The organism is Streptomyces sp. NPDC023481 (genome assembly GCF_055560195.1).
Window position 1 is genome coordinate 158,010 of record NZ_JBVHJE010000010.1, and the last position, 25,817, is coordinate 183,826.

Genomic DNA, 25,817 nt, shown 5'->3' on the forward strand with positions numbered 1-25,817 from the left:
GAGACTAGACCGTCCGCCGGCCCGCACCGCGACCGGCTACACCGTGGAGTGCAGCCGCAGGGTCCGCACCCCGCCGCCGGTGAGCAGCTCCACGATCCGCTCCCCCGCCGGCTTGCGGACGGCGGTGCCGCAGTCGGGGCAGGTGAAGGAGTAGAACGTCGTCCGGCTGGTCGCGCCGATGGCGAGGCGCAGCGCGCCCGCGGCGAGCTCGAAGCGGCCCCGGCAGTCGGGGCAGCCCGCCCTGAACATCACCGGGACGGCTCTTCTCATGCCGGCGAACGCGGTCGCCGCCGTCATCTCACCCGCACGCTCGCTCACAGGCCTCGCTCCTTCTTCTGGTCGTTCGCCGGGCGCGCCGCCGGGAACCCTACGAGGCGCCCCCGCGCGTCCGCGGCGCCGTCGCGGCCGGTCACGCGGTCCCCGGCGCTCCCCCGGGCGCGCCTCACCGCCCGGAGACCGCCGGCCGCTGCGTCTCGTAGGCCGCCAGCGCCTCCGCCGCCGCCGACCGGGCGCTGTCGGCCAGCTCCGGCGGAGAGACGATCCGGCCGTCGCCGCCGAGCCGCAGCGCGAGCCGGCGCAGGGAGGCCGGCTCGGGGGTGCGCAGGGTGATCCGCAGCCCGCCGTCGGGCAGCTCGTCGGCGCTGTCGTGCGGGTAGTACTCGGCGACCCAACGGCCGCCGGGGCCGACCTCGACCACGACCTCCGGGTCCTCGGCGGCCGGCTGGACCAGCGCCTCGGACAGGTCGCGCAGTTCTATCTCGGGCGGCGCCGAGGGCTCGTCGAGGATCCTGATCTCGGCGACCCGGTCGAGCCGGAAGGTGCGCCGGGCCTCGGAGCGGCGGCACCAGGCCTCCACATAGGTGTGGCCGACGCTGACCAGCCGGATGGGGTCGATCTCGCGCTCGGTGACCTCGTCACGGGCCGGGGAGTAGTAGCGGATCCACAGCCGGCGGCGCTCGGAGATCGCCCGGTCGACGTCGGCGAAGACACCGCCCTCGGACTCGAAGGTCACCGACAGCCGGGAGCTGGCGCCGGCGGCCTCGCCGGCCGCGGCCTCGACCTTGGCAGTGGCCCGCAGCAGGGCCTGCCGGTCGCCTTCCCGCAGGCCGGGCAGGGTCGACACCGCTCGGGCGGCGACCAGCAGGGCGGTGGCCTCGTCCGCGGCGAGCCGCAGCGGCTCGGCCGCCTCCTCGCCGAGCGCGGCCGGGTTGTGCCACCAGATGCGCTCGCCGTCGGTGTCGATGTCCAGCAGGTCGCCGCCGCGGAAACTGGTCCCGCACATGGGCAGCAGGTCGAGGTCGGCGACCAGCTCGTCCTCGGTGATGCCGAAGGCCCGCGCCACATCGGCGATCCGGGCGCCGGGGCGCTCCCTCAGGTACGTCACCAGGGAGAGCATCCGCCGGGTCTGGTCGATGGCGTTGACGGTCCTGACCGGTTTGACTGCCACGGTTCCCCCTCAGCCCTTGGCCACGGCACGCAGCCGGTCCACCACGTCGGCCCGCAGCTCGGCCGGCTCCAGGACCACCACGTCCGGCCCGAACTCCACCAGCCAGGCGTCCAGGCCGTGCCCGTACGGAATCTCCAACTCGTCCCAGCCGTCACCGAGTTCCCGGACCTTGGTGGCTTTCGCCCGAAGGGGGTAACCGGCGCCGGAACGCAGCCGGATCAGCGCCGAGCGGTCGGCTATCTCCCCGGCCCAGCCGGCGACGGTCTCGCGCACGGTGACGACGTCGGGCACGGGCGCGGTGAAGCCCGTACCCCGGGAGCGGACCTTCCCGGTGATCCGGGAGAGCCGGAAGACGCGCTCGGCACCCCGGCCGCGGTCGAAGCCGGCCAGGTACCAGTGGCCCCGCCAGCACTCCAGCGCCCACGGCTCGACGTGCCGGGACTCGGGGCGGGCGGCGGACGCCTTGCGGTACTCGAAGACCACCGGGCGGCGGTCGCGGCAGGCCAGCATCAGCGGCTCGAACGCGGCCTCGTGCACCGGGATGCGCGGTTCCAGGGCGCCGTGCGCCTCGTACGGGTCGACGTCCTCGGGCAGGCCGGCGGCGCGCAGCTTCTGCAGGGCGCCGCTGGCGGCTCCGGCCAGCCGGGCCTGCTGCCAGACCTTGGCGGCGAGGCCCAGGGCGGCGGCCTCCTCGGCGTCCAGGGTGATGGGGGGCAGGCGGTTGCTGTCACGGCGGGCGAGATAGCCCACCTCGCCGTCCATGCTCTCGACGGTCTCGATCACCAGGCCCAGTTCGCGCAGGTCGTCCTTGTCCCGCTCGAACATACGATTGAAGGAGTCGTCGTTGCCCGCTTCCAGATAGGCCTCGATCGACTCCCGCAGCTCGCGCTTGCTGAGCGGCCGGCGGGTGCCGAGCAGACACAGCGCGAGGTTCATGAGCCGCTCGGCCTTGGCAATGGCCATCGACGCCCTTCGCCTCCCTATGGTGCTTCCGAGCGATGACCGTACCGCTCCGCGGGGCGGTGACAAAAGCCGAGGGCCCATGCCCGAACAGGCATGGGCCCCAGCTGATCGGATGCGGTCGGACCCGGCCGGCCGATCAGGAGTGGATCACGAATGGATCAGACGCCGAGCAGGTCCACCACGAAGATGAGGGTCTCGCCGGGCTTGATCGCCGGGGTCGGGCTCTGGTTGCCGTAGGCGAGGTGGGCGGGGATGGTCAGCTGGCGGCGGCCGCCGACCTTCATGCCCTGCACGCCCTTGTCCCAGCCCTGGATGACCCGGCCGGCGCCCAGCGGGAAGCGGAACGGAGCGCCGCGGTTCCAGCTGGCGTCGAACTCCTCGCCGGTGCTGAAGGCCACGCCCACGTAGTGGACGGTGACGGTCTGGCCCGCCTGCGCGACGGGGCCGTCGCCCTCCCAGATGTCCTTGATCTCAAGGTCCGCCGGAGGCTCGCCGCCCGGGAAGTCGATCTCGGGCTTGTCGATGCTCACGTCAAAAGCTCCTGCTTGTGTACGACACGAAACGCGGACAGTCTTTCATCTCCACGGGCTTCACGCCCGCCCCGGGCACCCCCCGCGTCACATCGCCGCGAGGATGTCCACGGTGAACACGAGGGTGGACCCCTTCTTGATGACGCCGCCGCTCGGCGGGTTGTTCCCGTACCCCAGGTCCGGCGGCACCACGATCAGGACCCGGCTGCCGACCTTCTTCCCGGTCAGGCCCTGGGCCAGGCCCTTGACCGCCTGCTGCATCTGCTCCAGCCCGAACTGGCTGAGCCGGCCGGAGCCGTAGGTCCGCTGGAAGGTCTTCCCGCCGTCCCAGACCAGGCCCTGGAACTGGCACAGGATCGTCTGGTCCGGCTTCAGCGCGGGGCCGTCGCCCTCCAGCACGTACTGCGACACGAGCTTCTTCGGCGGGGCGGCCTTGGGAACGGTCACCTTGGGCACCTGGCCGTCGGTGTTGGTGCCCACCTTCGGCAGGGCCGCGTCGGTCTGCGGGACCTGCCGCCCCGTGGCCGAGCTCTTCGAGTTGAACGAGTCGATCAGGTCGATGACGAAGACCAGGGTGTCGGTGCCCTTGATACCCGCCTGCGCGTTGCCCTGCTTGCCGTAGCCCCAGGTGGGCGGGACGGCGATCTCCACACGACTGCCGGTCTTCCTGCCCGCCAGCGCATACCGCCAGCCGTCGATGATGCTGCCCTGGGCGAGCTGGATGACCAGCGGGCGCTTGCGGTCGAAGGAGTTGTCGAAGACCTTGCCGGTGCTCCAGACCTGGCCCAGGTAGTCGGCGCGGACGAAGTCGTTCTCCGCGATCACCCGGCCGCTGCCCGCGATCAGCGTCTTCACCGCGAGGTTCTTCGACGGCTCACCCGTCCCCTTGGCCACGGTCGGCTTCTCACCGAACTTCGTGCCCGCCGTGACCGCCGGCAGCGGCCCCTCCACGATCTTGGGCGGGGGCACGGAGGAGGCCGAGGGCGACGGCGAGGCGCCGGCCTTGCTGGTGTCGGACTTGTCGTCACCGCATCCGGCGACTGTGACCAGTCCCGCGGGTACGGCGGCCAGGAGGAGTGAGCGTCGGCGCACGGAAGAGCCCTCGTAATCGGTCGATCTTGCGGATGGCGTGCGCGCAACTCTACGACCCGAGAAGGGCGCCGTACGGGAAACGTACGGCGCCCGTGTGGCGTTCCGGCGAATCGGGGCCCGAACACCCTGCCCGTGGAACCGGGCCTACATTCCGGCGATCAGCTTCTCCACCCGGTCGTCCACCGAACGGAACGGGTCCTTGCACAACACGGTGCGCTGCGCCTGGTCGTTGAGCTTGAGGTGCACCCAGTCGACCGTGAAGTCCCTGCGCTGCTCCTGCGCCCGCCGGATGAAGTCACCGCGCAACCGGGCCCGAGTGGTCTGCGGGGGCACCGACTTACCCTCGAAGATCTTCAAGTCGTTGCAGATCCGGGTCGCTTGGCCCTTCTTCTCCAGCAGGTAGTACAGGCCGCGACGGCGGTGGATGTCGTGGTAGGCGAGGTCTATCTGGGCGACCCTCGGGTGCGACATCGTCATGTTGTGCTTGGCCCGGTACCGCTCGATGAGCTTGTACTTCATGACCCAGTCGATCTCGGTCCCGATGCGGTCCAGTTCCTCGTTCTCGATCGCCTCCAGGGTGCGGCCCCACAGCTCCAGGACCTGCGCGACCGTACCGGTGCGGATGCCCCGGCGGTCGCAGAAGTCCAGGGCCTTGTCGAAGTACTCGCGCTGCACCTCCAGCGCGGAGGCCTCCCGGCCGCTGGCCAGGCGCACCTTGCGCCGGCCGGTGATGTCATGGCTCACCTCGCGGATCGCCCGGATCGGGTTCTCCAGGGTGAGGTCGCGCATCACGGTGCCCGCCTCGATCATGCGCAGCACCAGGTCGGTGGCGCCGACCTTGAGCAGCATCGTCGTCTCGGACATGTTGGAGTCACCGACGATGACGTGCAGCCTGCGGTAGCGCTCCGCGTCCGCGTGCGGCTCGTCGCGGGTGTTGATGATGGGCCGGGAACGCGTCGTCGCCGAGGACACGCCCTCCCAGATGTGCTCCGCGCGCTGGCTGACGCAGTACACCGCGCCGCGCGGGGTCTGCAGCACCTTGCCGGCGCCGCACAGCAGCTGCCGGGTGACCAGGAAGGGGATGAGGATGTCCGCGAGCCGGGAGAACTCCCCGTGCCGCGCCACCAGGTAGTTCTCGTGGCAGCCGTAGGAGTTGCCCGCCGAGTCGGTGTTGTTCTTGAAGAGGTAGACGTCGCCTGCGATTCCCTCCTCGTGCAGGCGTCGTTCCGCGTCCACCAGGAGTCCTTCGAGAATGCGCTCGCCGGCTTTGTCGTGGGTGACCAGTTCGGTCACGTTGTCACATTCGGGGGTCGCGTATTCCGGATGTGAGCCCACGTCGAGATAGAGCCGGGCGCCGTTTCGCAGAAAGACGTTGCTGCTGCGGCCCCATGACACGACACGGCGGAAGAGGTACCGCGCCACCTCGTCAGGCGACAGGCGGCGCTGTCCCCTGAACGTGCACGTGACGCCGTACTCGTTCTCCAGCCCGAAAATGCGGCGGTCCATGAGGGAACATTACGCCCGATCCCCCGAGCTGAAACGGGGTTCGGCAGCACGATTTGGATCAGGTTCCGATGAAGCCGCAACGACCGCGCCCCGCGCGGGAGCAGGTCCGGGCCGGTGGCACCCCGCGGGGTTTCGCGCCGCCGGGGGCCGCCGGAGCCGTGTCGTCGCTGGTCCTCCGGCCGCCGGACGGGCCCTCGCGAGCCGGCCGGCACCGGCGGCGGACCGACGGTGAACGCGGCCTCCCGGGCGATCGCGTCCATGGCGTACGCCGGGTGCGCCCGGCCAAGTGTTACGTATAACCTGACTGCACGGCCGACACCTCGCCGCCCACTCTCCGCCGACAGGGACGTCCAGTGACCAAGATCCTCAGCCCGGCCGGAACCGCCACCCGCCCAGGTGCCGACCGGGCTTCCCACAGCGAAGCCCCTCGGGTGCCGCTCACCCCCGGCCGGGAAGGCACGCCGGTTTGCCTCGCCAGGGCAGGCACCCGATGAGTTACGCCCATCTCCTGCGAAGCCCGCACGTGACCCGCCTGCTGGTGGGCACCCTTGTGGGACGGCTGCCGACCGGGATGGCCGCGGTCGCGATCCCCCTGGCACTGCGCAACGCAGGCGCGACGTACTGGTTCGTCGGACTGGCCGTCGGAGCGTACGCCCTTGCCACGGCCGCGGGAGGACCACTGCTCGGCCGGCTGGTCGACCGCGTCGGCCAGCCCCTGGTACTGCTGCCGGCGGCCGCGCTGGCGGGCTGCGGGTTCCTCCTGATCGCGGCGGCCCCCGGGCAACAGGCTGCTGTCGTCGCCGGAGCCGTGGTGGCGGGAGCGGCGACGCCGCCGCTGGAACCCTGTTTGAGGGCCTTGTGGCCGACCGTCGTCTCCCCCCGGAAACTGGAGTCGGCCTACGCCCTGGACTCCGCCTCCCAGGAACTCATCTTCGTGGGCGGGCCGCTGATCGTCGCCGGCTGTGTCTCCGTCGCCACACCGGCCAAAGCCCTGTGGGCCGCCGCGCTGCTGGGACTCGTGGGTGCACTCGTGGTCGCCACCGCCGAGCCGGCGCGGGTCTGGCGGGCGCCCGCCCGCCATCCTGACTGGCTCGGCCCGCTGCGCAGCCGAGGCCTCGTCGTCCTGCTGGTCAGCCTCACCGGCGTGGGCGTGGCGCTCGGCACGCTCAATGTGGTCGTCGTGGCGTACGCGGAGGATCACCGACTGCCCGGGGGCGCCCCGACCCTCCTGGCTCTCAACGCCCTCGGAGCCCTGATCGGCGGTCTCGCCTACGGCGCCGTACGCCGCCGGCCCGGGCGGCCCGCACGGCGGGCCCTGCTGCTGACCGTCGGCCTGGCACCCGGTTACGCGTTCCTGTGCCTGGTGCCCGCGCCACCCTTGATGTCCTGCCTGATGCTGCTGACCGGGCTGTTCCTCGCGCCGGTGCTGACGGTGTCCTTCGTCCTGGTCGGAGAGCTCGCCCCGGCAGGCACCACCACCGAGGCGTTCGCCTGGCTCGTCACACTGATGACCTCGGGTATGGCGCTCGGATCCACCGTCGTCGGACTGGTCCTGGAGCACGGCGGCCCGAGCTGGGCGGCGGCGTGCGGCGTGCTGGGCCTCGCGGTCAGCATCCTCATCCTCCTGACCGGGCAGAAGCGGATCGAGGCGGACCGGCATGCGGGCACCCCGGAGCCGACCGAGTCCACGACCCCGCTCACCAGGTCATCGACCCGATAGCCCGCCCGGCCACCCCTGCGCCGGGGGCGCGGAAAGAAACCGGCCGGCCGGGGCGGCGGGGACGGCCGCCGGCGACTGGACCCGGGGCCGAGGCGTCCCGGCGAGCCCCGGAAGGGCGGGACACGGCCACGGGGAACCCGGAGATCCTCGAAGCGGGGCACGCCCTGCGGCTGCCGACCGGCACCCCGGTCGGCCGACGGCCCAACGCCACGGCGGCCATCGCACCGTGATTTTCGTGCGTGCCGGGGGCGGCAGGCACAGCCGGCCGGCGCCCTCGCGGCCGTACCATGTGCGCTGTTCGCACGTCCAGACGACCGGGAGTAAGCGGTGTCCCGCAGCAGCACACGCCCGACCAGCCGGGACGTCGCCCAGGCAGCCGGTGTCTCCCAGGCCGCCGTCTCCCTCGTCCTCGGCGACAAATGGCGCGGCCGGGTCTCCCAGACCACCGCCGAACGCGTCCGGGAAGCCGCCCGCGACCTGGGCTACCGGCCCAACCTGGCCGCCCGCAACCTCCGCCTCGGCCGCACCCGCACCGTCCTCCTCGTCGTCCCCGCCCTGACCACCGAGTTCTTCGCCGGCGTCTACACCGGCGCCGCACGCGTAGCAGCCGAACACGGCTTCGGCGTCGTCCTCTACCCTTCCCCCGAAGGCATCGGCCCCGCCCGCGACCCCTTCGCCTCCGCCCAGGCCGCCCTCGACGGCGTCCTCGCCTCCTCCATGGCCGCCGACGCCCTCACCGCCATCCGCGGCGACCAACTCCCCCTGGTCATGCTCGACAGCGACCCCGCCGGCAGCCTCGGCGCCGCCACCGTGAACCTCGACATCGCCGACGGCGTCCACCAGGTCGCCCGACACCTGCTCGGCCTCGGCCACCGCCGGATCCTGCACCTGGCCGCCGACGTGCCCTCCTGGACCTTCGACGTACGCGCACGAGAACTGGCCGCCCACCTCGCCGCCGTCCCCGGCACCGAGATCCGCACGGCCCGCGCCCCCATCTCCATCGAGGGCGCACTGGCCGCCACCGAAGCCGCCCTCACCGCGCCCGGACCCCGCCCCACGGCGGTCGTCTGCGACGACGACAAGCTCGCCGCCGGCGCCTACAAGGCCCTGCGCCGCCTCGGCCTGCGCGTCCCCGACGACGTCTCCGTCACCGGCCTGGACGACCTGGCCCTGGCCACCGCCCTCGACCCCGAGCTGACCACCGTACGACTGGACGCCGAGCTCTTCGGAGAACGGGGCATGCGGGCCCTGCTGGCCGTCCTGGAGGGCCGGGAACCGGAAGGCGGGGACATCCCCGTCCAACTCGTCGTCCGAGGCTCCACAGCGCCGCCACGCGCGTCCCTGTGAACGCCGGGTGCCCCGGCCGGAGATCCGGCCGGGGCACCCGGCGACACCTGCGAGGGGCGGGTCACTCCTCGTCGGAGTCCTCGGAGCCTTCCGCGCTCTCCGCCTCCGTGCTCGCACCGTCCGCCGCCAGCAGACGGCCCAGCTGACGACCGACGATCCGCTTGAACTTCCGCTTCTGCGGACGCGTACGGTCCAGCACCGCCACCTCCAGGCGCTCGGCGGGAATCTCCCGCTCGCTGCCGTTGGTGTCCCGCGACAGAGCCTGCACGGCCAGCTTCAGGGCCTCCGCGAGACTCATACCGTCGCGATGGCGCTGGTCCAGGAAACTGCTGATCTGCTCGGCGTTGCCGCCCACCGCCACCGAGCCGTGCTCGTCCACGATCGAACCGTCGTGCGGCAGCCGATAGATCTGGTCGCCCTCGGGGGTCTCCCCCACCTCGGCCACCACCAGCTCCACCTCGTATGGCTTCTCGGCCGCCGAGGAGAAGATCGTGCCCAGCGTCTGCGCGTACACGTTGGCCAGGCCACGGGCGGTGACATCGTCACGGTCGTAGGTGTAGCCGCGCAGGTCGGCGTAGCGGACACCGCCGATGCGCAGGTTCTCGTACTCGTTGTACTTGCCGGCCGCGGCGAAGCCGATCCGGTCGTAGATCTCGCTGAACTTGTGCAGCGCACGGGACGGGTTCTCGCCGACGAACACGATGCCGTCGGCATACTGCAGCACGACCAGGCTGCGACCGCGGGCGATGCCCTTGCGGGCGTACTCCGCCCGGTCGGCCATGGCCTGCTGGGGTGAGACATAGAACGGCGTCGACACCGGTTATCCGTCCCTTTCTGTCATGGTCACTGGATCACCTTGGTAAGAACAGGGCCCGCGCTCAGAGCAGGGCGGCCTTGGGGCCGTCCGGCTCCTCCAGGCGCCTCTGGAGCACCGCACGGGACAACTCCGAGGCCTCCTGCTCGCTGAGCCGGCGGAAGCCGTCCTCGGTGATCACCGTGATGATCGGGTAGATCCGGCGGGCGACATCGGGACCGCCGGTCGCCGAGTCGTCGTCAGCCGCGTCGTAGAGAGCCTGCACCACCAGTGTGGTCGCCTGCTCCTCGGTCAGGTCGTCACGGAACAGCTTCTTCATCGCACCCCGCGCGAAGATCGAGCCGGAACCCGTCGCCGCGAAGTTGTGCTCCTCGGAACGGCCGCCCGTCACGTCGTACGAGAAGATCCGGCCCTTGTCACGGTCCACGTCGTACCCCGCGAACAGCGGCACGACAGCCAGGCCCTGCATGGCCATGCCCAGGTTGGAGCGGATCATCGTCGACAGCCGGTTCGCCTTGCCCTCCAGGGACAGCTGGGCACCCTCGACCTTCTCGAAGTGCTCCAGCTCCAACTGGAAGAGCTTGACCATCTCCACGGCCAGGCCGGCGGTGCCGGCGATGCCCACGGCCGAGTACTCGTCGGCCGGGAAGACCTTCTCGATGTCCCGCTGGGCGATCATGTTGCCCATCGTGGCCCGGCGGTCGCCGGCGAGCACCACACCGCCCGGGAAGGTCGCGGCCACGATCGTCGTGCCGTGCGGCGCTTCGAGCACGCCCTGGACGGGCGGCAGCTGCCGGTTGCCGGGCAGCAGCTCCGGCTGGTGCTCCGAGAGGAAGTCCATGAAGGAGGAGGACCCCGGCGTCAGGAAGGCAGCTGGTAGACGCCCGGTGCTACGAGTGTTGGCTTCCACGCGATTCCTTCCACATAAGCGGCAGCCCGCCTGATGACCTCGGGCTGATCCTTGAACTGCCCCAGTGCGGCATTGCAGCTGAAGCACAGTACGCCACGGACCCTACCCGTCTCATGGCAGTGATCCACATGCTCGGGCGGGGCAGCCAGGCAGATCGCGCAGAGGCCGCACTGGCCGGCCACCATCGCGTCACGCTCGGCTTCGGTGAGGCCGTAGTTCCGCTTCAGGTGCTCCGCGCGTCCCTGGGCTGCCCGGCACGCTCTGCAGCGTGTGGAGAGTCCGTCGGACGCCGTCGCGTTCCTGTGCCACTCGCTGTGCGGCTTGACCACACCGCACATCCGGCAGAGCTTGTGCCCGGCGGGGACGTCGGTCTTCTCCCGGACCGGCTTCCCCATGGCCTCCCGGCGGCGCCGGTAGTGCGCGGCGCTGTACTCCGCCACGCACTCCCGGCAGTACGCCTGGAGGCCGTCCCGCCGATTCCTGTCCCGGGCGAACCTCGCACGAGGCAGGAACCGCCCACACTTGCCGCATTCCTTCGCGTTCGGCTCTTCAGCCACCGAATCCCCCCGCGACTTTCAATTCGAAGGCAAACCGACCTTTACGCCTCTACTCTCCGCCTTTTTGCACGAAGGAGCGCACGAAATCCTCGGCATTTTCCTCGAGTACGTCATCGATTTCGTCCAGCACCGAGTCCACGTCGTCCGACAGCTTCTCGTGCCGTTCCTTCAGGTCCTCCGAGGCCTGCGCGTCCTGCGTCTGCTCCTCGACCTGTTCCGTCGAGTGCGTCGCCTTCTGCTGGCCGCCGCCGGTGTCCTTGGTCGCCATATCCCTCACCCCGCTCAGTTCGCCTGCCGATCGGTGATGATCAGACCCTATAGTCCGGGTCCGACATCGGCCCCGCAGTTTCCACAACATGCCGGGGCCACCTGGATGATTCCCGGGCGGTGGGGTTTCCACCCCGGCCGCCCGGGTCGGAACGAGTACCCGCTGGTCGCGCTCAGTTGCCGGACAGGACCCTGACCAGGTCTTCCGCGGTGCGACAGCGGTCCAGCAGCTCCTTGACGTGATTTCGCGTTCCGCGTAGCGGTTCCAGGGTTGGAACGCGCTGGAGGGAGTCCCGGCCGGGGAGGTCGAAGATGACCGAGTCCCAGCTCGCGGCGGCGACGTCATCCGCGTACTGCTCCAGGCAGCGTCCGCGGAAGTACGCCCGGGTGTCCTCCGGCGGCTTCGTGCGCGCCCGGTCGACCTCGGACTCGTCCAGCAGCCGCTTGATGCGCCCACGGGCCGCCAAGCGGTTGTAGAGGCCCTTCTCGGCCCGTACGTCGGCGTACTGGAGATCGACCAGGTGCAGCCGGGCCGCGTCCCAGTCGAGGTCGTCGCGTCGGCGGTAGCCCTCCATCAGCTCCCGCTTGGCGACCCAGTCCAGCTCGCCGGCCAGGCTCATGGGGTCGTTCTCCAGCCGGGTGAGGGTGTCCTCCCAGCGGCTGAGCACGTCTTTGGTCTGGTCGTCGGCGTCGGCGCCGAAGCGCTCCTCGACGTACTTGCGGGCCAGTTCGAAGTACTCCATCTGCAGCTGGACAGCGGTGAGTGTGCGGCCGCTGCGCAGGGTGACCAGTCGCTTGAGGGACGGGTCGTGCGAGACCTGGTGCAGGGTGCGCACGGGCTGGTCCACGGCGAGGTCGACGGCGATGAAGCCGTCCTCGATCATGGAGAGCACCAGGGCGGTCGTGCCCAGCTTGAGGTAGGTGGAGATCTCCGAGAGGTTGGCGTCGCCGATGATCACGTGCAGTCGGCGGTACTTCTCGGCGTCCGCGTGCGGCTCGTCGCGGGTGTTGATGATGGGGCGTTTGAGGGTGGTCTCCAGGCCGACCTCGACCTCGAAGTAGTCGGCGCGCTGGCTGAGCTGGAAGCCGTGCTCGTGGCCGTCCTGGCCGATGCCGACGCGGCCGGCGCCGGCGAAGACCTGCCGGGAGACGAAGAAGGGCGTGAGGTGGCGCACGATGTCCGAGAAGGGGGTTTCCCGCTTCATCAGGTAGTTCTCGTGTGTGCCGTAGGAGGCGCCCTTGTTGTCGGTGTTGTTCTTGTAGAGGTGGATGGGCTGGGCTCCGGGCAGCTGGGCCGCCCGTTCGGCGGCCTCGGCCATGATCCGTTCGCCCGCCTTGTCCCACAGGACGGCGTCGCGGGGGTTGGTGACCTCGGGGGCGCTGTACTCGGGATGGGCGTGGTCGACGTACAGTCGGGCACCGTTGGTGAGGATGACATTGGCCAGCCCGATGTCCTCGTCGGTGAGCTGGCTGGCGTCGGCGGCCTCCCGGGCGAGGTCGAAGCCTCGCGCGTCCCGCAGCGGGTTCTCCTCCTCGAAGTCCCAGCGGGCCCGGCGGGCCCGGTGCATCGCCGCCGCGTAGGCGTTGACGATCTGGGACGAGGTGAGCATGGCATTGGCGTTCGGGTGGCCGGGGACGGAGATCCCGTACTCCGTCTCGATGCCCATTACTCGCCGTACGGTCATGCGGCCCTCCTTGCCCGGCGGCACCCTCGGTCGTGGGCGCCGCTCAAGTACCGCTGGCGCTCCGGTGCGTGTGCGGTGCCCGTCCCCGCACGGCGCGACTCGGCGGCAGGAACGAGCCTAGAACGCCTTTGCGCTGGTGGGGAGATCATTTGCGTCATTGGCTGCTCCGGTCGTGGCCCGAAAAACAGCCGGCTGCGGGTACCCGCCGAGGGCACCCGCAGCCGCCCTGCTTTTACAGGTACTGACCGGTGTTCGCCACCGTGTCGATGGAGCGTCCGGTGTCCGCGCCCTGTTTTCCGGTGATGAGGGTGCGGATGTAGACGATCCGCTCGCCCTTCTTTCCGGAGATCCGGGCCCAGTCGTCCGGGTTGGTGGTGTTGGGCAGGTCCTCGTTCTCCTTGAACTCGTCCACGCAGGCCTGGAGGAGGTGGGAGACCCGCAGGCCCTTCTGGGTCTTTTCGAGGAAGTCCTTGATCGCCATCTTCTTGGCGCGGCCCACGATGTTCTCGATCATGGCTCCGGAGTTGAAGTCCTTGAAGTAGAGGACTTCCTTGTCGCCGTTGGCGTAGGTGACCTCCAGGAAGCGGTTCTCCTCGGATTCGGCGTACATGTGCTCGACCGCGGTCTGGATCATGGCCTGGACCGTGGCGCTCTTGTCGCCGCCGTGTTCCGCGAGGTCGTCCGCGTGCAGCGGGAGACGCTCGGTGAGGTACTTGCCGAAGATGTCCTTGGCCGCTTCGGCGTCGGGGCGCTCGATCTTGATCTTCACGTCGAGTCGGCCGGGACGCAGGATGGCGGGGTCGATCATGTCCTCGCGGTTGGAGGCGCCGATCACGACCACGTTCTGCAGCCCCTCGACGCCGTCGATCTCGGCGAGCAGCTGGGGGACGATGGTGTTCTCCACGTCCGAGCTGACGCCGGAGCCGCGGGTGCGGAAGAGGGACTCCATCTCGTCGAAGAAGACAATGACGGGGGTGCCCTCGCTGGCCTTCTCGCGGGCACGCTGGAAGACGAGGCGGATCTGCCGCTCGGTCTCGCCGACGTACTTGTTGAGCAGCTCGGGGCCCTTGATGTTGAGGAAGAAGCTCTTGCCGGCGGCCTGGCCGGTGACCTCGGCGACCTTTTTGGCGAGCGAGTTCGCGACGGCCTTGGCGATGAGTGTCTTGCCGCAGCCGGGCGGGCCGTAGAGCAGGACGCCCTTGGGCGGGCGCAGCTCGTGCTCCTTGAACAGGTCGGGGTAGAGGTACGGCAGCTCCACGGCGTCGCGGATGGCCTCGATCTGGTTGCCGAGGCCGCCGATCTGCTCGTAGCCGATGTCGGGGACCTCTTCGAGGACCAGTTCCTCGACCTCGCTCTTGGGCACGACCTCGTAGACGTACCCGGAGCGGGGTTCGAGCAGGAGGGCGTCGCCGGGGCGGATGGTGACGTCCAGCAGGGGTTCGGCGAGCCGCACCACCCGCTCTTCGTCGGTGTGCCCGAGCACGAGGGCGCGTTCGCCGTCCTCGAGGATCTCCTTGAGGGTGACGATGTCGCCGACGCTCTCGTACTCCATGGCCTCGACCACGTTGAGCGCTTCGTTGAGCATGACCTCCTGGCCGCGCCGCAGGTCGTCGAGTTCGACGCTGGGGCTGACGTTCACCCGGAGTTTGCGGCCGCCGGTGAAGATGTCTGCGGTGCCGTCCTCGTTGGCCTGGAGGAAGACACCGAAGCCGGCCGGCGGCTGAGCGAGCCGGTCGACCTCCTCCTTGAGGGCCACGATCTGGTCGCGGGCCTCGCGGAGGGTGTTGGCCAGTCGTTCGTTCTGGGCGGACACGCCGGCCAGGTTGGTCTGCAGCTCGACGATCCGCTCTTCGAGAATCCTCGTGTGGCGCGGAGAGTCGGCGAGCTTGCGGCGCAGGACGGCGATCTCCTGCTCAAGGTAGGCGATCTGCCCGGCCGGGTCGTCGGACCCTCGTCCCGGGCGGATGCCGCGGTTCATGTCGTCGTCGTGGGCTGCCACGGTCCTCACCTCCTCCAAGGGGAGCTGGACGCTTCCAGACCCTACCTGGGTGGGTGTCGATTGAAACCCCTAGATCACATTGACTGTCAAGGTGTGTCGTCGGTCACCCGGTGCGCACTCCCTCGCACGGAGGGGATACCCACTCAACGTGAGGGGAAAGCCGCTTGTTCCGGGCAGGGTGCGGTCGAATCCCTCCGCTGCTGGCCGGAGTTGTCCGCTCGTGGCCGATGGGCCGGTTCGCGGGCAGCCCGCAGAGCGCTCGTACGATCATCACGCAGAGCGACGGTGTCGGCGGGTGGGGTCACCGCCGTGGTGGCTTGAAGTGATCGACCCGGCCACCGGGGTGCTCCTGTTCCGGTCCGGCGCTGGTACCCGAGCGGGCGGGAGCGGAAACCCGGAACCGGTGCCACCGGGCCGCCTGGCGGGCGGAGGTAGGGTCGAGGGTGTCCAACAGCCGCTGGAGCGGACCCGGCTGGCCCTCGTGGCGTCCGGGCCGCCTGGCGAACCGACGGCAGGAGAGATGACCGTGCAGCAGGAGGCCCCGGGCGGCGAGGCGCTGGAGGTCTGGATCGACCAGGACCTGTGTACGGGCGACGGGATCTGCGCCCAGTACGCCCCGGAGGTGTTCGAGCTGGACATCGACGGGCTGGCTTATGTGAAGGGCGCGGACGACGAGCTGCTCCAGGCTCCGGGGGCGACCGTGCCGGTGCCGTTGCCGCTGCTGACGGACGTGGTGGACTCGGCGAAGGAGTGTCCCGGCGAGTGCATCCACGTACGCCGGGTTTCGGACAGGGTCGAGGTGTACGGGCCCGAGGCGGGGTGAGCCCGGCTCAGACGCCGTGGGCCCCGGCCGGTGTGGAGCGCAGGAAGGCGCTGCCGTTCCACCGCCATGAGGTCGGGGTCTTCACGTCGGGGCAGCAACTGGGCACGGCGTCCGAGGAGTAACCGAGCAGGGTGGCCGACACGGCTCGCGCGCGGAGCGTGAGGTCGGTGACCGTGAGCCGTTGCCGGGGCTCGACGAGGGTGGCGACCACGCGCGGTGTGCCGCTGTCCGCGGCGCGGGTGAGGACGTAGACCCCGTCGGGCGGGGTGCCCATGGGGGCGTCGCAGTGCACGACGGCGACGGTTTCGGGTCTGCCGTCGCCATCCAGGTCTCCGGTGGCCTTCTTGGCGACGACCGCCTTGACCGGGCCGCACTCCAGGGGGAACGCCACTTTGGCCGTGCTGGGCGCTGCGGCGGGCGCCGCGGGGCTGCTCGCGGCGGGGGCGGACTGGGCGGCTGTGGCCGATCCGGGCTGGATGACGGAGGAGAGGGCCACGACGCCCGCGAGGGCCGTGGCGGTGGCGACCCAGTGGATGGGCCGGGCATGGGTGTGGGCGAGCTCCGGAACGGCGGATTGCTGCACGAGGAGTGTCTCCTGTGAGGGCTGTGCCGGTGGGATGGCCTGCATGCTGCCACACGTCACGGTGCGAGGGAACGGCGGGGTGCGGCATTCCCGCAGGCGGCGGCCCCGCGCGCGGCGGGTTTCGGGGCGGGCGCCGGGTCAACGGGCGGGCGCCGGGTCCGAGTTCCCCACCGTGGGTGGGGAACTCGGACCCGGCGCCCTGACGTTGTACGCGCGCGTGTGCCGGTCAGCGGCCGGTGCCGCCGTCGGCGTTGGGTCCGGCGTAGTCCTCGCCGTAGGCGCCCTTGGCGGGGCGGCGGCGGCGCATGGGGGGCTCGACGCCGTCCGCGAGGCGGCGGGCGGTGAGCAGGAAGCCGGTGTGGCCGATCATCCGGTGGTCCGAGCGGACGGCCAGGCCCTCGATGTGCCAGTTGCGGATCATGGTTTCCCAGGCGGTCGGCTCGTTGAAGGAGCCGATCTCGCGGATGGACTCCACGGTCCGGGCGAGCTGGGTGGTGGTGGCCACGTAGCAGCACAGGATGCCGCCCGGGACGAGCGCCTTGGAGACGGCCTCCAGGCACTCCCAGGGGGCGAGCATGTCGAGGATGACGCGGTCGACGTCGGTGTCGGACAGGTTGTCCTGGAGGTCGCCGACGGTGAGCTGCCAGGCGGGGTGCGGTCCGCCGAAGTAGCGCTCCACGTTCTGCCGGGCGATGTCGGCGAAGTCCTCGCGGCGCTCGTAGGAGTGCAGCATGCCCTGGTCGCCGATGGCCCGCAGCAGGAAGCTGCTGAGCGAGCCGGAGCCGACGCCGGCCTCCACGACGCGGGCGCCGGGGAAGATGTCGGCGAAGGCCAGGATCTGCCCCGCGTCCTTCGGGTAGACGACGGCTGCCCCGCGGGGCATGGACAGGACGTAGTCGGGGAGCAGGGGGCGCAGCGCGAGATAGGCCACGTTGCCGGTGGTGCGGACAACGCTGCCCTCGGGAGCACCGATCAGTTCGTCGTGCGGGAAGGAGCCCTTGTGGGTGTGGAAGTTCTTCCCTGCTTCGAGCGTGAACGTGTAGTGGCGGCCCTTGGGGTCGGTCAGCTGTACCTGGTCCCCGACCTTGAAGGGCCCGCGCCTGCGGGCGGCACCGGTCGGTTCGGACATGTGACCAGCGTACCGGTTCCCTGCCGGGGGCCTGACCAGTCGAGGCGGTGGGGGCGAACGCGAGTGCGGGGGTGCGGGCCGGTGGTGGCCGGGCGCGCGGGTGCCCGTCCCCTCGCGGGGCGTGCCGGCTCGGGGCGCTGTCAGGTGGGCCTTGCCATGGCCTTCACGAAGGCTCGTTCGACGTCGGCGGCGGACAGGACGCCGTAGATCTCGCCGCTCTCCTCGACGACCAGGTACTCGGTGGCCGGGGTGGCGCGCAGGACGTCGAGGAGTTCCTCTCCGGCCAGCTCGGCGGAGACGCGCATGCCGTCGGTCAGCTCCTGGGCGAGGCCGCTGACGGCCACCCAGGGGCGGCGGTGTTCGGGTACGCCGACGATGGCGGCCTCGCGGACGAGGGAGAGCGGGTGGCCGTCGGCGTCCACCACGACCAGGGCGCGGGCGCCGGCGGCGTTGGCGCGGCGCAGGGCCTCGGAGAGCGGGGTGTCGTTCTCGACGGGTACGGCCCGCCGGGTGAGGGTGCGGGCGCGCAGTTCGGGGAGGTGTTCGCGCAGCCGGGCCATGCGCAGGCTGTTGCCGGCGCCGGTCCAGATGATCGCGGCCAGGATGGCGGCGAGCAGGGCGTCGGTGACGGTGTCCATGCCGCCCATGTCCTCGCCGCTGCCGCCGAGGGCGCCGGACTGGTTGAGCAGCGGGAGGCCGATCAGGACGGTTACGGCGAGGGCGCGGCCGACCCAGGCGGCGGCGACGGTGCCGGTCATCGGCCTGCCGCTGATCTTCCAGACGACGGCACGGAGCATGCGGCCGCCGTCCAGGGGGAGGCCGGGCAGGAGGTTGAAGATCGCCACGATGAGGTTGGACGCCATCAGGCCGGCCAGCAGGACGCCGGGGACGGAGTCGGACTGCACGGGCTTCAGGGCGAGGTAGAACAGGCCGGCCAGGACGAGGGAGAGCAGCGGGCCGACGAAGGCGAGGACGAATTCCCGGCCGGGGGTCTCGGCTTCCTTCTCGATCTCCGAGACACCGCCGAAGAACTGCAGCTGGATGCGGCGGACGGGGAGTTTGAAGCGGATCGCGGCGACCGTGTGGGCCAGCTCGTGGACCAGGACGGAGGCGTAGAAGGCGACCGCGAAGAAGAGGGAGACCAGGTAGCGGGCGGCGCCCAGCCCGGGCAGCACGCGGTCGAGCTGTCCGCCGAAGACCCAGGTGATCAGGGCGGCGACGAGGAACCAGCTCGGTGCGACGTACACGGGCACGCCGAAGGGCCGGCCCATCAGGATCCCCCCGCCGGGCTCCTTCGGCCGGGGCTCGGGCGGTTCGCCCTTGGCGATGCCGGAGTGGGCGAGGGAGCGGTGCTCGTGGGCGGCCCCGGGAGAGCGGGGGTCCGGCTGGGCCGGTCCGTGGGGGCCGGGCGCGCTGCCGGCGTCGGGCGGGGTTTCGTCGTCTAGGGGCGCGGGGTCGCCGGGTTCGTGGCCGGGCCCGGGGCGGGCTTCCTCGTCGCGGGGCGCGTCGCCGGTGACCGGGCCGGTGTCGGCGTCGCGGGATGCGGGGGCGTCGGGCGCGGGGCCGGTCTCCGGGCGGGATCCGTCGTCTCGGGGCGCGGGGCCGGGCGCGTTGCCCGTATCCGGTCCGGTTTCGTGCGGTCCGGTTTCGTGCGGTCCGGTTTCCTGCGGTCCGGTTTCGTCGTCGCGGGGCGCGGAGGTGGCGGACGTGCTGCCGGTCTCCGGGCCGGGTTCGGCGCCTCCGGGCGCGGGGCCGCCGGACGTGCTGCCGGCGCCGCGGACCCCGTCGGCGTCTCGCGGTGCGGGGGCGTCCGGAGCGCCGCCGTTGCCCGGGCCGGTGTCGTCACGGGACGCGCCGGCGTCGGGCCCCGGGCCGGTATGGGCCGCGCGGGGCGCGTCGGCGTCGGGATCAGGGGTGGAGTGGGGGACGGGTTCGGGCGCCGGGGCCGTTGGGTCCGCGGTGTGCTCGGCCGGCTCTTCGTTGCCGGACCGCGGCTGCCCGCTCCCGCCGCTCACGTCCACGGTGTCCCCTCGTTCGAAGCGTCTTCCGCACCTGCCGGACGGAAGGGGTCTCTGGTCGATGGTATGCGGCCGTGGTGGCACGTTTCGCCCCGGCACCCCTTGTGTTTGCCCCGGGGTCGTCCGGTCGACGCGGGCGGCGACCGGGTCACTGTCAGTGGCGGGCCGTAAGGTCTGTGGACATGGACAGCAGCACCGACGAGACGGCGGCCCAGCCGGGCGGCGCCGACCGCACGCCCCCGGCCGCGACGATGCCTGCGCCCACGGAGCCGGCCGAAGCACCCCCGACCGCGTCGACCGGGGGCGGCGGGCGCAGGCCCGGGCCGCCGAGTTCGCTGTCGCCGTCCCGGGCGAGTGACTTCATGCAGTGCCCGTTGCTGTACCGGTTCCGGGTGATCGACCGGCTGCCGGAGAAGCCGAGCGCGGCGGCGACGCGGGGCACGCTGGTGCACGCCGTGCTGGAGCGGCTGTTCGACGCGCCCGCCGGGGAGCGGACCGCGCCGCGGGCCAAGGCGCTGATTCCGGGGCAGTGGGACCGGCTGAGGGAGTCCCGGCCGGAGGTGACCGAGCTGTTCGCGGACGACCCGGAAGGGGAGCGGTTGGCCGGCTGGCTCGCCGAGGCCGAGCAGCTGGTGGAGCGCTGGTTCACGCTGGAGGACCCGACCCGGCTGGAGCCGGCCGAGCGGGAGCTGTTCGTGGAGGCGGAGCTGGAGTCGGGGCTGCGGCTGCGCGGGATCATCGACCGGGTGGACGTGGCGCCGACCGGCGAGGTGCGGATCGTCGACTACAAGACGGGCAAGGCGCCCCGCCCGGAGTACGCCGAGGGCGCGCTGTTCCAGATGAAGTTCTACGCGCTGGTGGTCTGGCGGCTGAAGCGGGTGATCCCGCGCCGGCTCCAGCTCGTCTACCTGGGCAGTGGGGACGTGCTGACGTACGACCCGGACCTCGCCGATCTGGAGCGGGTGGAGCGCAGGCTGCACGCGCTGTGGGAGGCCATCAGGCAGGCCACGGAGAGCGGGGACTGGCGGCCCCGGCCGACGAAGCTGTGCGGCTGGTGCGACCACCGGGCGCACTGCCCGGAGTTCGGTGGCACTCCCCCGCCGTATCCGCTGGCGGTCGGCCCGGCCGGCTCCGGGACCGGGTGATCCGGGAAATCCGGGCAGGGCAGAATGGGGCGGGACTAGCGAAGGAGTGTCACGTGGCCATCCGCGTCCTACTGGTCGACGACCAGCCCCTGCTGCGTACCGGTTTCCGGATGATCCTGGAGGCCGAGCAGGACATCGCGGTCGTCGGCGAGGCCGGTGACGGTCTGCAGGCCCTCGACCAGGTGCGTGCGCTCCAGCCGGACGTCGTGCTCATGGACATCCGGATGCCGCGGATGGACGGCGTGGAGGCCACCCGGCAGATCACCGGGCCCGGCCGGGACGGTCCGGCCAAGGTGCTGGTGCTGACCACGTTCGACCTGGACGAGTACGTGGTGGAGGCGCTGCGCGCGGGTGCCAGCGGCTTTCTGCTCAAGGACGCGCCCGCCGACGAACTGGTGCAGGCGATCCGGGTGGTGGCGGCCGGCGAGGCCATGCTGGCGCCGAGCATCACCCGGCGGCTGCTGGACAAGTACGCCACGCATCTGCCGTCGGGTGAGGAGCCGGTGCCGGACACGCTGCACACGCTGACGGACCGTGAGGTCGAGGTGCTGAAGCTGGTGGCGCGCGGGCTGTCCAACGCCGAGATCGCGGCGGACCTGTTCGTGAGCGAGACGACGGTGAAGACGCACGTGGGGCATGTGCTCACCAAGCTGGGCCTCAGGGACCGCGTGCAGGCGGCGGTGTACGCGTACGAGAGCGGTCTGGTGCGCCCCGGCGCCCAGTAGGGACCGGCAGGGCAAGGAGTCGTACGACGGCGAAGGGCGCCCTTCCTCCCGTGGAGTGGGGCGCCCTCGGCGTAGCCGGTGTCAGCTCTTGCTGAGTTCCCAGAACCGGAACACCGTGGAGGCGTCCAGGCAGTACTCCAGGCCGTAGACGCCGTCACGGGCGACCGCGTACTGCTTGGCCTGCCACACCGGCAGGACGGGCAGTTCGGCGGCGACGATGTCCTGGAGCCTGCCGAACTCCTGGTCGGTCGCGGCGCGGTCGCTCTGCGCGGCGGTGCCGGGGATCAGGGTCTTGGTGATGGTGCTGTTGCTGTAGTTGTTGCCCAGCACGTTGCCCTTGCCGAAGAAGGGGGCGGTGAAGTTGTCGGCGTCCGGGTAGTCCGGCACCCAGCCCTTGACGTAGACACCGTACTTGCCGGCGGCGATGTCCTTCTCGTACTGGCCGTAGGCGACGGAGCGCACGTCGGCGTCGAAGAGGCCGCTGGCGTTGAGCTGGTCGGCGATGGCCTGCAGCTCCTGGTCGGTGGCGGGGCCGTAGCGGGACGGCGTGGACCACAGGGTGATCTTGACCTTGCCGGTGATGCCGTCGGCGTGCAGCGCGGCGGCGGCCTTCTGGCGGGAGGGGCGGGCGCCGTAGGTGTCGAAGAACGCGGTGTTGTGGCCCACGATGCCCGCCGGGATGATCGAGTACAGGGCGGTGGCGGTGCCCTGGTAGACGTTCTTGATGAGGGCGTCGCGGTCGATGAGGTAGGCCATGGCCTTGCGGACGCCGAGCTTGCCGGCCACCGGGTCGTGCATGTTGAAGACGAGGTGCTGGACCTCGGCGCTGCTGCCCTCGACGACGTCGACGCCCTTGCTGTCGTCCTGCTGGTCGAGCTGGGCGATGTCGGAGGCGGTCAGGCCTCGGTAGGCGATGTCGACGCCGCCGTCGAGGAGGGCCTGCTTCAGGGCGGTGCGGTCGCCGTGGAAGAACTTCAGGGTGACGCCGGAGTTCCTGACCTTGGCGGTGCCCTGGTAGTTGCCGTTGACGGAGAAGACCGCCTGGCCGTTGTCGAAGGAGTCCAGCTTGTAGGGGCCGGAGCCGACGGCCTGGTGGTCGGTGCGCAGGCGGTCCGCGTCGTACTGGCGGTGGTCGACTATGGAGCCGGCGCCGGAGGCGATCTTGCTGGGGAAGGTGGCGTCGGGCACCTTGAGGTGGAAGACGGCCGTCTTCGCGTCCGGTGTGTCGATCCTGTCGAGCATCGGGAACATGATCGCGGGGCCGGCGGGGTCGTTGATCTTCAGCATGCGGTCGAAGGAGAACTTCACGTCCTCGGAGGTGAGGGCGTCACCGTTGCTGAACTTCAGGCCGTCCTTCAGCTCGCACCGGTAGACCATGGCCCGGGCGTCGGTGAAGGCGCACTGCTTGGCCAGTTCGGGCTGGGGCTCGGTACCGCCCTTGGGGAAGCTGAGCAGCGACTGGAAGACGTTGTCGAACAACAGCCAGGAGCCGGGGTCGTAGCCGGACGCCGGGTCCGTGGCGAGGACGTCGTCGGACATTCCCATCACCACGGAGGAGCCGGTGCCCCCGGAGTCGCCGGTCTCGGAGCCGCAGCCGGTCAACAGGCCGGAAGCCAGCCCCGCCACGATGGGCAGGACCGGCCACTGGGTGCGCATCTTCACTGGACAGTGCCTTGTCGTCGGTTCGTCAACCCGGGGCCGCCGTCCCTGGCCCGGGCACCGGGGCCGCGCGGTGCCCGGCCCCGGGTGCGGGGTGCCGTCAGCCGCTCACACCACGGCCGAGCTCCCACAGCTGGAGCGTAGAGGAGGAGTTGAGGGCGTAGGCCACGCCCGTGATGTCGTCCCGCGCGGCGACGTACTGCTTGCCCTGCCACAGCGGCAGCACCGGGACGTCGTCGGCGACGATGTCCTGGATGTCGGTCAGGCTCCTGGACGCGCCGAGCCGGTCCGCCTCGCGCCGGGACTGCGGGATCAGCGTGCGCTGGACGGTGCTGTTGCTGTACGGCGAGCCGAGGAAGTTGTCCTTGTCGAGGAAGGGCGCGAGGAAGTTGTCGGCGTCCGGGAAGTCGGGGAACCAGCCCATGCCGTAGACGTCGTAGCGGCCCTTCTGCTCGGCGGGCCGGAAGGTCGACCAGGGGTGGCCCTCGATGGAGGCGTCGAACAGGCCGCTGTCGTTGAGCTGCCTCTGCAGGATCTCGAACTCCTGCTTGGTGGCCGAGCCGTAGTGGTCGGTGGTGTAGTGCAGCGTCAGCTTCACCGGGGTGTTGATGCCGGCCCTGGTGAGCAGGTCCTTCGCCTTGGCCTGGCTGGGGTTGCCGTACTTGTTGAAGAACGAGTTGGAGTGGCCGGTGATGGTGGCCGGGACCAGCGAGTACAGCGGCTCCGCCTGGGTGCCGTAGACCTTGGAGACCAGTTCGCCGCGGTTGATGAGCTGGGCCATGGCCTGGCGTACGGCCTTGGACTTGACGCTGGGGGCGTCGGTGTTGAAGGCGAGGTAGCGGATCTCCAGGCCCGGCATGTCGACGAGGTCGACCTTGTCGTCGCTGCCGCCGTCCAGCTTCTGGATCTGGGCGGGCGACATGGTGCGGGTCATGACGTCGATGTCGCCCTTGTTGATGGCGGCGCCCATGGCGTCGGCGTCGGCGAAGGCGCGCAGCTCGACCTTGTCGTTGTTCACCTTCACGCTGCCCTTGTAGGAGGCGTTCCGGGTGAAGGTGGCGGTGGCGATCGCGTTGTTCTTGACGTCGGCCTGGAAGGTGTACGGTCCGGAGCCGTCGACGTCGAAGCCGTCCCGGAGCCTGTCCTTCTGGTAGTCCTTCGGGTTGACGATGCCCGCGACCGGGGTGGACAGCTTGTACGGGAAGGTGGCGTCGGCCGTCTTCAGGTGGAAGACGACCTCGCGGTCCCCTTGCGTCTCGATGGTGTCGATGGTGTTCAGCAGGGCCGAGACACCGCTGTCCGCGTTGATGCGCAGCGCCCGCTCGATGGAGTACTTGACGTCCTGGGCGGTCACCGGGTCGCCGCTGGCGAACTTCAGGCCGTCGCGCAGCTTGCAGGCGTAGCGCTCGCTGCCGCTGTCGGTGAAGGAGCAGCTCTCGGCGGCGTCCGGGACGGGGGTGCCCTCGCCCCGGGGCTGCGCCATCAGGGTCTGCACGGTCTGGCGCAGGATGTTCCAGGTGCCGACGTCGTAGGCGTAGGCCGGGTCGAGGGGCGCCGGGGCTTCCTTGGTGGCCGTGAACTGGTCCGTGGTACCGACGACGATGGCGTCACCGCTCTTGCTCCCGCTGTCGGTTCCGCCGCACGCGGCGAGAACCGGGGTGAGCAGGCCGGCCACCGCCGGCAGCACCAAAGTCTTGCGGTTCATGCGGGAGTTTCTCCAGAGCTGTTCGGGTCCGTGTATCCGGCATGCATGGGTGGTGCGGCGGATCACGGGGGTTCGCGGCGATGTTCTCGCGATGAGATTAGTCCGCGTGCGCAGCCCGGTTCACGGGGCCGTGAGTTGACCCCCCATCACGCAGTGGAACCGGGCGCGGACGCACCGAAAACCCGACAGCGGCAGGATTAGTGCAGCGTCTCCCCAATCAGGACACAAGGTGCCGTCGTTTCTCCCCCTTCGGGGTGGACCAGCACACTTGGTCACCGATGTCGAGGCAGCCCGGCGTGGGGAACGTCACACCCCCAACTGTGCCGCCGGTCAGCGGAATTCGGCCGGTCGGCAGCTGGTGAATTACTCCCGGGTGTACTTCCCGCTGAATATGTCCAGCGCGGCCAATGGGCTTTGCACGCTGGGTGAACGGCTAGCGCATTTGGGTCATCAGGCCCCGGAGAAATGCCAGGTCGACCTCTTCCAGAGAGGAGACGACGGTACGCCCCTCGGCGGCTCCGATGGGGGCGACGGAGGGTACGGCGACCACCCGGCAGCCCGCGGCCTCGGCGGCGGCGACCCCGGTGGCGGTGTCCTCGACGACGGCACATCTGGCCGGATCCGCACCGAGTCCCGCGGCGGCGAGCAGATACGGGTCCGGGAACGGCTTGGTGCGGGAGACCTCGTCGCCGGCGATGGACAGGGTGAAGTGGTGCGGGCCGAGCACCGACAGCACACGGTCGATGATGCGCCGGTGGGAGGCGGAGACCAGGGCGGTCGGGATCCGCTGCTCGGACAGTTCGGCGAGGAGCCGGGCGGCGCCGGGCATCAGCGGCAGGGTGTGGCCGATGCGGGCCTCGAAGCCCTCGTTGAGCAGCACGGTGAGTTCGGCGAGGGTGATGTCGGCGCCGGTCGCCTCGATGAGGAAGCCGGCGCTGCGGGTCATGGGGCCGCCGACCACGACGTGCCGCCAGGTCTCGTCCAGGGCGTGTCCGAGGGCGGCGAAGACCTCCCTCTCGACGTCCCACCAGAAACCCTCGGTGTCCACCAGGGTGCCGTCCATGTCGAGCAGCACCGCCTGCAGGGCGGAGCCTTCGGCCGTACGGGTTTCTGGCGCGGGGACCGTGCTGGTCATCCTGGCGCACCTCCTTGAGGGACGACCAGGCCGGTTCCCGGGCTGGGGAACCGGCCTG

The 25,817-nt window shown here is 70.7% G+C and carries 23 protein-coding genes; 5 read left to right on the forward strand and 18 right to left on the reverse strand.

The window, feature by feature from the left end:
* Positions 1-36: 36 nt before the first annotated feature.
* The 6 genes from ACZ3ZD_RS20855 to pafA form a co-directional block, all read right to left on the reverse strand.
* Positions 37-297 carry a hypothetical protein gene (locus ACZ3ZD_RS20855; RefSeq protein WP_467399621.1) on the reverse strand — a complete coding sequence of 87 codons (261 nt, stop codon included), beginning with the start codon at positions 295-297 and terminating at the stop codon, positions 37-39.
* 145 nt (positions 298-442) lie between these two features.
* Complete coding sequence (locus ACZ3ZD_RS20860) at positions 443-1,447, reverse strand: helix-turn-helix transcriptional regulator (protein WP_467399338.1); 1,005 nt, start codon at positions 1,445-1,447, stop codon at positions 443-445.
* Between the two features lie 9 nt (positions 1,448-1,456).
* The gene (locus tag ACZ3ZD_RS20865; RefSeq protein WP_467399341.1) at positions 1,457-2,410 is read right to left on the reverse strand and encodes a helix-turn-helix transcriptional regulator; all 954 of its coding nucleotides are present in this window, start codon (positions 2,408-2,410) and stop codon (positions 1,457-1,459) included.
* A gap of 158 nt (positions 2,411-2,568) precedes the next feature.
* Entirely contained in the window at positions 2,569-2,940 is a 372-nt protein-coding gene (locus ACZ3ZD_RS20870) for an FKBP-type peptidyl-prolyl cis-trans isomerase (protein WP_467399343.1), read from the reverse strand.
* Between the two features lie 87 nt (positions 2,941-3,027).
* Entirely contained in the window at positions 3,028-4,032 is a 1,005-nt protein-coding gene (locus ACZ3ZD_RS20875; RefSeq protein WP_467399346.1) for an FKBP-type peptidyl-prolyl cis-trans isomerase, read from the reverse strand.
* Positions 4,033-4,176: 144 nt separating this feature from the next.
* Positions 4,177-5,538, reverse strand: coding sequence for a Pup--protein ligase (gene pafA, locus ACZ3ZD_RS20880; RefSeq protein ID WP_467399347.1), 1,362 nt, complete (start codon positions 5,536-5,538; stop codon positions 4,177-4,179).
* A gap of 490 nt (positions 5,539-6,028) precedes the next feature.
* Between pafA and ACZ3ZD_RS20885 the strand changes: the two genes are divergently transcribed.
* Both ACZ3ZD_RS20885 and ACZ3ZD_RS20890 read left to right on the forward strand, forming a co-directional pair.
* Positions 6,029-7,258: an MFS transporter gene (locus tag ACZ3ZD_RS20885; protein ID WP_467399349.1), complete on the forward strand. Its 1,230-nt coding sequence runs from the start codon at positions 6,029-6,031 to the stop codon at positions 7,256-7,258.
* Between the two features lie 327 nt (positions 7,259-7,585).
* Positions 7,586-8,605: a LacI family DNA-binding transcriptional regulator gene (locus ACZ3ZD_RS20890; protein ID WP_467399352.1), complete on the forward strand. Its 1,020-nt coding sequence runs from the start codon at positions 7,586-7,588 to the stop codon at positions 8,603-8,605.
* A 61-nt stretch (positions 8,606-8,666) separates the two neighbouring features.
* Here ACZ3ZD_RS20890 and prcA read toward each other — a convergent pair whose 3' ends face one another.
* The 6 genes from prcA to arc all read right to left on the reverse strand — a co-directional run bounded on the left by prcA (position 8,667) and on the right by arc (position 14,837).
* Positions 8,667-9,422, reverse strand: a complete 756-nt coding sequence (gene prcA, locus ACZ3ZD_RS20895; protein WP_467399354.1) for a proteasome subunit alpha — start codon at positions 9,420-9,422, stop codon at positions 8,667-8,669.
* Between the two features lie 61 nt (positions 9,423-9,483).
* Positions 9,484-10,329, reverse strand: coding sequence for a proteasome subunit beta (prcB, locus tag ACZ3ZD_RS20900; protein ID WP_467399356.1), 846 nt, complete (start codon positions 10,327-10,329; stop codon positions 9,484-9,486).
* Positions 10,281-10,886 (reverse strand): endonuclease VII domain-containing protein, encoded by a 606-nt coding sequence (locus tag ACZ3ZD_RS20905; RefSeq protein WP_467399359.1) that lies wholly within the window; start codon positions 10,884-10,886, stop codon positions 10,281-10,283. Before ACZ3ZD_RS20905 ends, prcB begins: the two co-directional genes overlap by 49 nt.
* 49 nt (positions 10,887-10,935) lie before the next feature.
* On the reverse strand, positions 10,936-11,154 hold the full coding sequence (locus ACZ3ZD_RS20910; protein WP_366011036.1) for a ubiquitin-like protein Pup: 219 nt from the start codon (positions 11,152-11,154) through the stop codon (positions 10,936-10,938).
* Between the two features lie 172 nt (positions 11,155-11,326).
* On the reverse strand, positions 11,327-12,838 hold the full coding sequence (gene dop, locus ACZ3ZD_RS20915) for a depupylase/deamidase Dop (RefSeq protein WP_467399362.1): 1,512 nt from the start codon (positions 12,836-12,838) through the stop codon (positions 11,327-11,329).
* Positions 12,839-13,070: 232 nt separating this feature from the next.
* On the reverse strand, positions 13,071-14,837 hold the full coding sequence (gene arc, locus ACZ3ZD_RS20920; RefSeq protein ID WP_467399364.1) for a proteasome ATPase: 1,767 nt from the start codon (positions 14,835-14,837) through the stop codon (positions 13,071-13,073).
* Between the two features lie 520 nt (positions 14,838-15,357).
* Between arc and ACZ3ZD_RS20925 the strand changes: the two genes are divergently transcribed.
* Positions 15,358-15,660 (forward strand): ferredoxin, encoded by a 303-nt coding sequence (locus ACZ3ZD_RS20925; protein ID WP_467399367.1) that lies wholly within the window; start codon positions 15,358-15,360, stop codon positions 15,658-15,660.
* Positions 15,661-15,667: 7 nt separating this feature from the next.
* On the opposite strand, the gene ACZ3ZD_RS20930 is transcribed toward ACZ3ZD_RS20925, so the two are convergent.
* The 3 genes from ACZ3ZD_RS20930 to ACZ3ZD_RS20940 all read right to left on the reverse strand — a co-directional run bounded on the left by ACZ3ZD_RS20930 (position 15,668) and on the right by ACZ3ZD_RS20940 (position 19,387).
* Positions 15,668-16,243: a hypothetical protein gene (locus tag ACZ3ZD_RS20930; protein WP_467399369.1), complete on the reverse strand. Its 576-nt coding sequence runs from the start codon at positions 16,241-16,243 to the stop codon at positions 15,668-15,670.
* A gap of 226 nt (positions 16,244-16,469) precedes the next feature.
* The gene (locus ACZ3ZD_RS20935; protein ID WP_467399372.1) at positions 16,470-17,372 is read right to left on the reverse strand and encodes a tRNA (adenine-N1)-methyltransferase; all 903 of its coding nucleotides are present in this window, start codon (positions 17,370-17,372) and stop codon (positions 16,470-16,472) included.
* Positions 17,373-17,512: 140 nt separating this feature from the next.
* Complete coding sequence (locus ACZ3ZD_RS20940) at positions 17,513-19,387, reverse strand: site-2 protease family protein (protein ID WP_467399373.1); 1,875 nt, start codon at positions 19,385-19,387, stop codon at positions 17,513-17,515.
* A 185-nt stretch (positions 19,388-19,572) separates the two neighbouring features.
* On the opposite strand from ACZ3ZD_RS20940, the gene ACZ3ZD_RS20945 reads away from it, so the two are divergent.
* Both ACZ3ZD_RS20945 and ACZ3ZD_RS20950 read left to right on the forward strand, forming a co-directional pair.
* The gene (locus tag ACZ3ZD_RS20945) at positions 19,573-20,535 is read left to right on the forward strand and encodes a RecB family exonuclease (protein WP_467399376.1); all 963 of its coding nucleotides are present in this window, start codon (positions 19,573-19,575) and stop codon (positions 20,533-20,535) included.
* Positions 20,536-20,588: 53 nt separating this feature from the next.
* On the forward strand, positions 20,589-21,260 hold the full coding sequence (locus ACZ3ZD_RS20950; RefSeq protein ID WP_208031337.1) for a response regulator: 672 nt from the start codon (positions 20,589-20,591) through the stop codon (positions 21,258-21,260).
* Between the two features lie 81 nt (positions 21,261-21,341).
* On the opposite strand, the gene ACZ3ZD_RS20955 is transcribed toward ACZ3ZD_RS20950, so the two are convergent.
* The 3 genes from ACZ3ZD_RS20955 to ACZ3ZD_RS20965 all read right to left on the reverse strand — a co-directional run bounded on the left by ACZ3ZD_RS20955 (position 21,342) and on the right by ACZ3ZD_RS20965 (position 25,759).
* Positions 21,342-22,922, reverse strand: a complete 1,581-nt coding sequence (locus ACZ3ZD_RS20955; RefSeq protein ID WP_467399380.1) for an ABC transporter substrate-binding protein — start codon at positions 22,920-22,922, stop codon at positions 21,342-21,344.
* 97 nt (positions 22,923-23,019) lie between these two features.
* Positions 23,020-24,624 carry an ABC transporter substrate-binding protein gene (locus ACZ3ZD_RS20960; protein WP_467399382.1) on the reverse strand — a complete coding sequence of 535 codons (1,605 nt, stop codon included), beginning with the start codon at positions 24,622-24,624 and terminating at the stop codon, positions 23,020-23,022.
* Between the two features lie 433 nt (positions 24,625-25,057).
* Positions 25,058-25,759 (reverse strand): HAD family hydrolase, encoded by a 702-nt coding sequence (locus tag ACZ3ZD_RS20965; protein WP_467399384.1) that lies wholly within the window; start codon positions 25,757-25,759, stop codon positions 25,058-25,060.
* Positions 25,760-25,817: the final 58 nt, after the last annotated feature.

Bases quoted from the DNA above. Each gene is read 5' to 3' on its own strand.
- ACZ3ZD_RS20855 (WP_467399621.1), bottom strand. From the start codon at position 297: ATGACGGCGGCGACCGCGTTCGCCGGCATGAGAAGAGCCGTCCCGGTG.
- ACZ3ZD_RS20865 (WP_467399341.1), bottom strand. From the start codon at position 2,410: ATGGCCATTGCCAAGGCCGAGCGGCTCATGAACCTCGCGCTGTGTCTG.
- pafA (WP_467399347.1), bottom strand. From the start codon at position 5,538: ATGGACCGCCGCATTTTCGGGCTGGAGAACGAGTACGGCGTCACGTGC.
- ACZ3ZD_RS20885 (WP_467399349.1), top strand. From the start codon at position 6,029: ATGAGTTACGCCCATCTCCTGCGAAGCCCGCACGTGACCCGCCTGCTG.
- ACZ3ZD_RS20910 (WP_366011036.1), bottom strand. From the start codon at position 11,154: ATGGCGACCAAGGACACCGGCGGCGGCCAGCAGAAGGCGACGCACTCG.
- dop (WP_467399362.1), bottom strand. From the start codon at position 12,838: ATGACCGTACGGCGAGTAATGGGCATCGAGACGGAGTACGGGATCTCC.
- ACZ3ZD_RS20925 (WP_467399367.1), top strand. From the start codon at position 15,358: ATGACCGTGCAGCAGGAGGCCCCGGGCGGCGAGGCGCTGGAGGTCTGG.
- ACZ3ZD_RS20935 (WP_467399372.1), bottom strand. From the start codon at position 17,372: ATGTCCGAACCGACCGGTGCCGCCCGCAGGCGCGGGCCCTTCAAGGTC.
- ACZ3ZD_RS20945 (WP_467399376.1), top strand. From the start codon at position 19,573: ATGGACAGCAGCACCGACGAGACGGCGGCCCAGCCGGGCGGCGCCGAC.
- ACZ3ZD_RS20960 (WP_467399382.1), bottom strand. From the start codon at position 24,624: ATGAACCGCAAGACTTTGGTGCTGCCGGCGGTGGCCGGCCTGCTCACC.
- ACZ3ZD_RS20965 (WP_467399384.1), bottom strand. From the start codon at position 25,759: ATGACCAGCACGGTCCCCGCGCCAGAAACCCGTACGGCCGAAGGCTCC.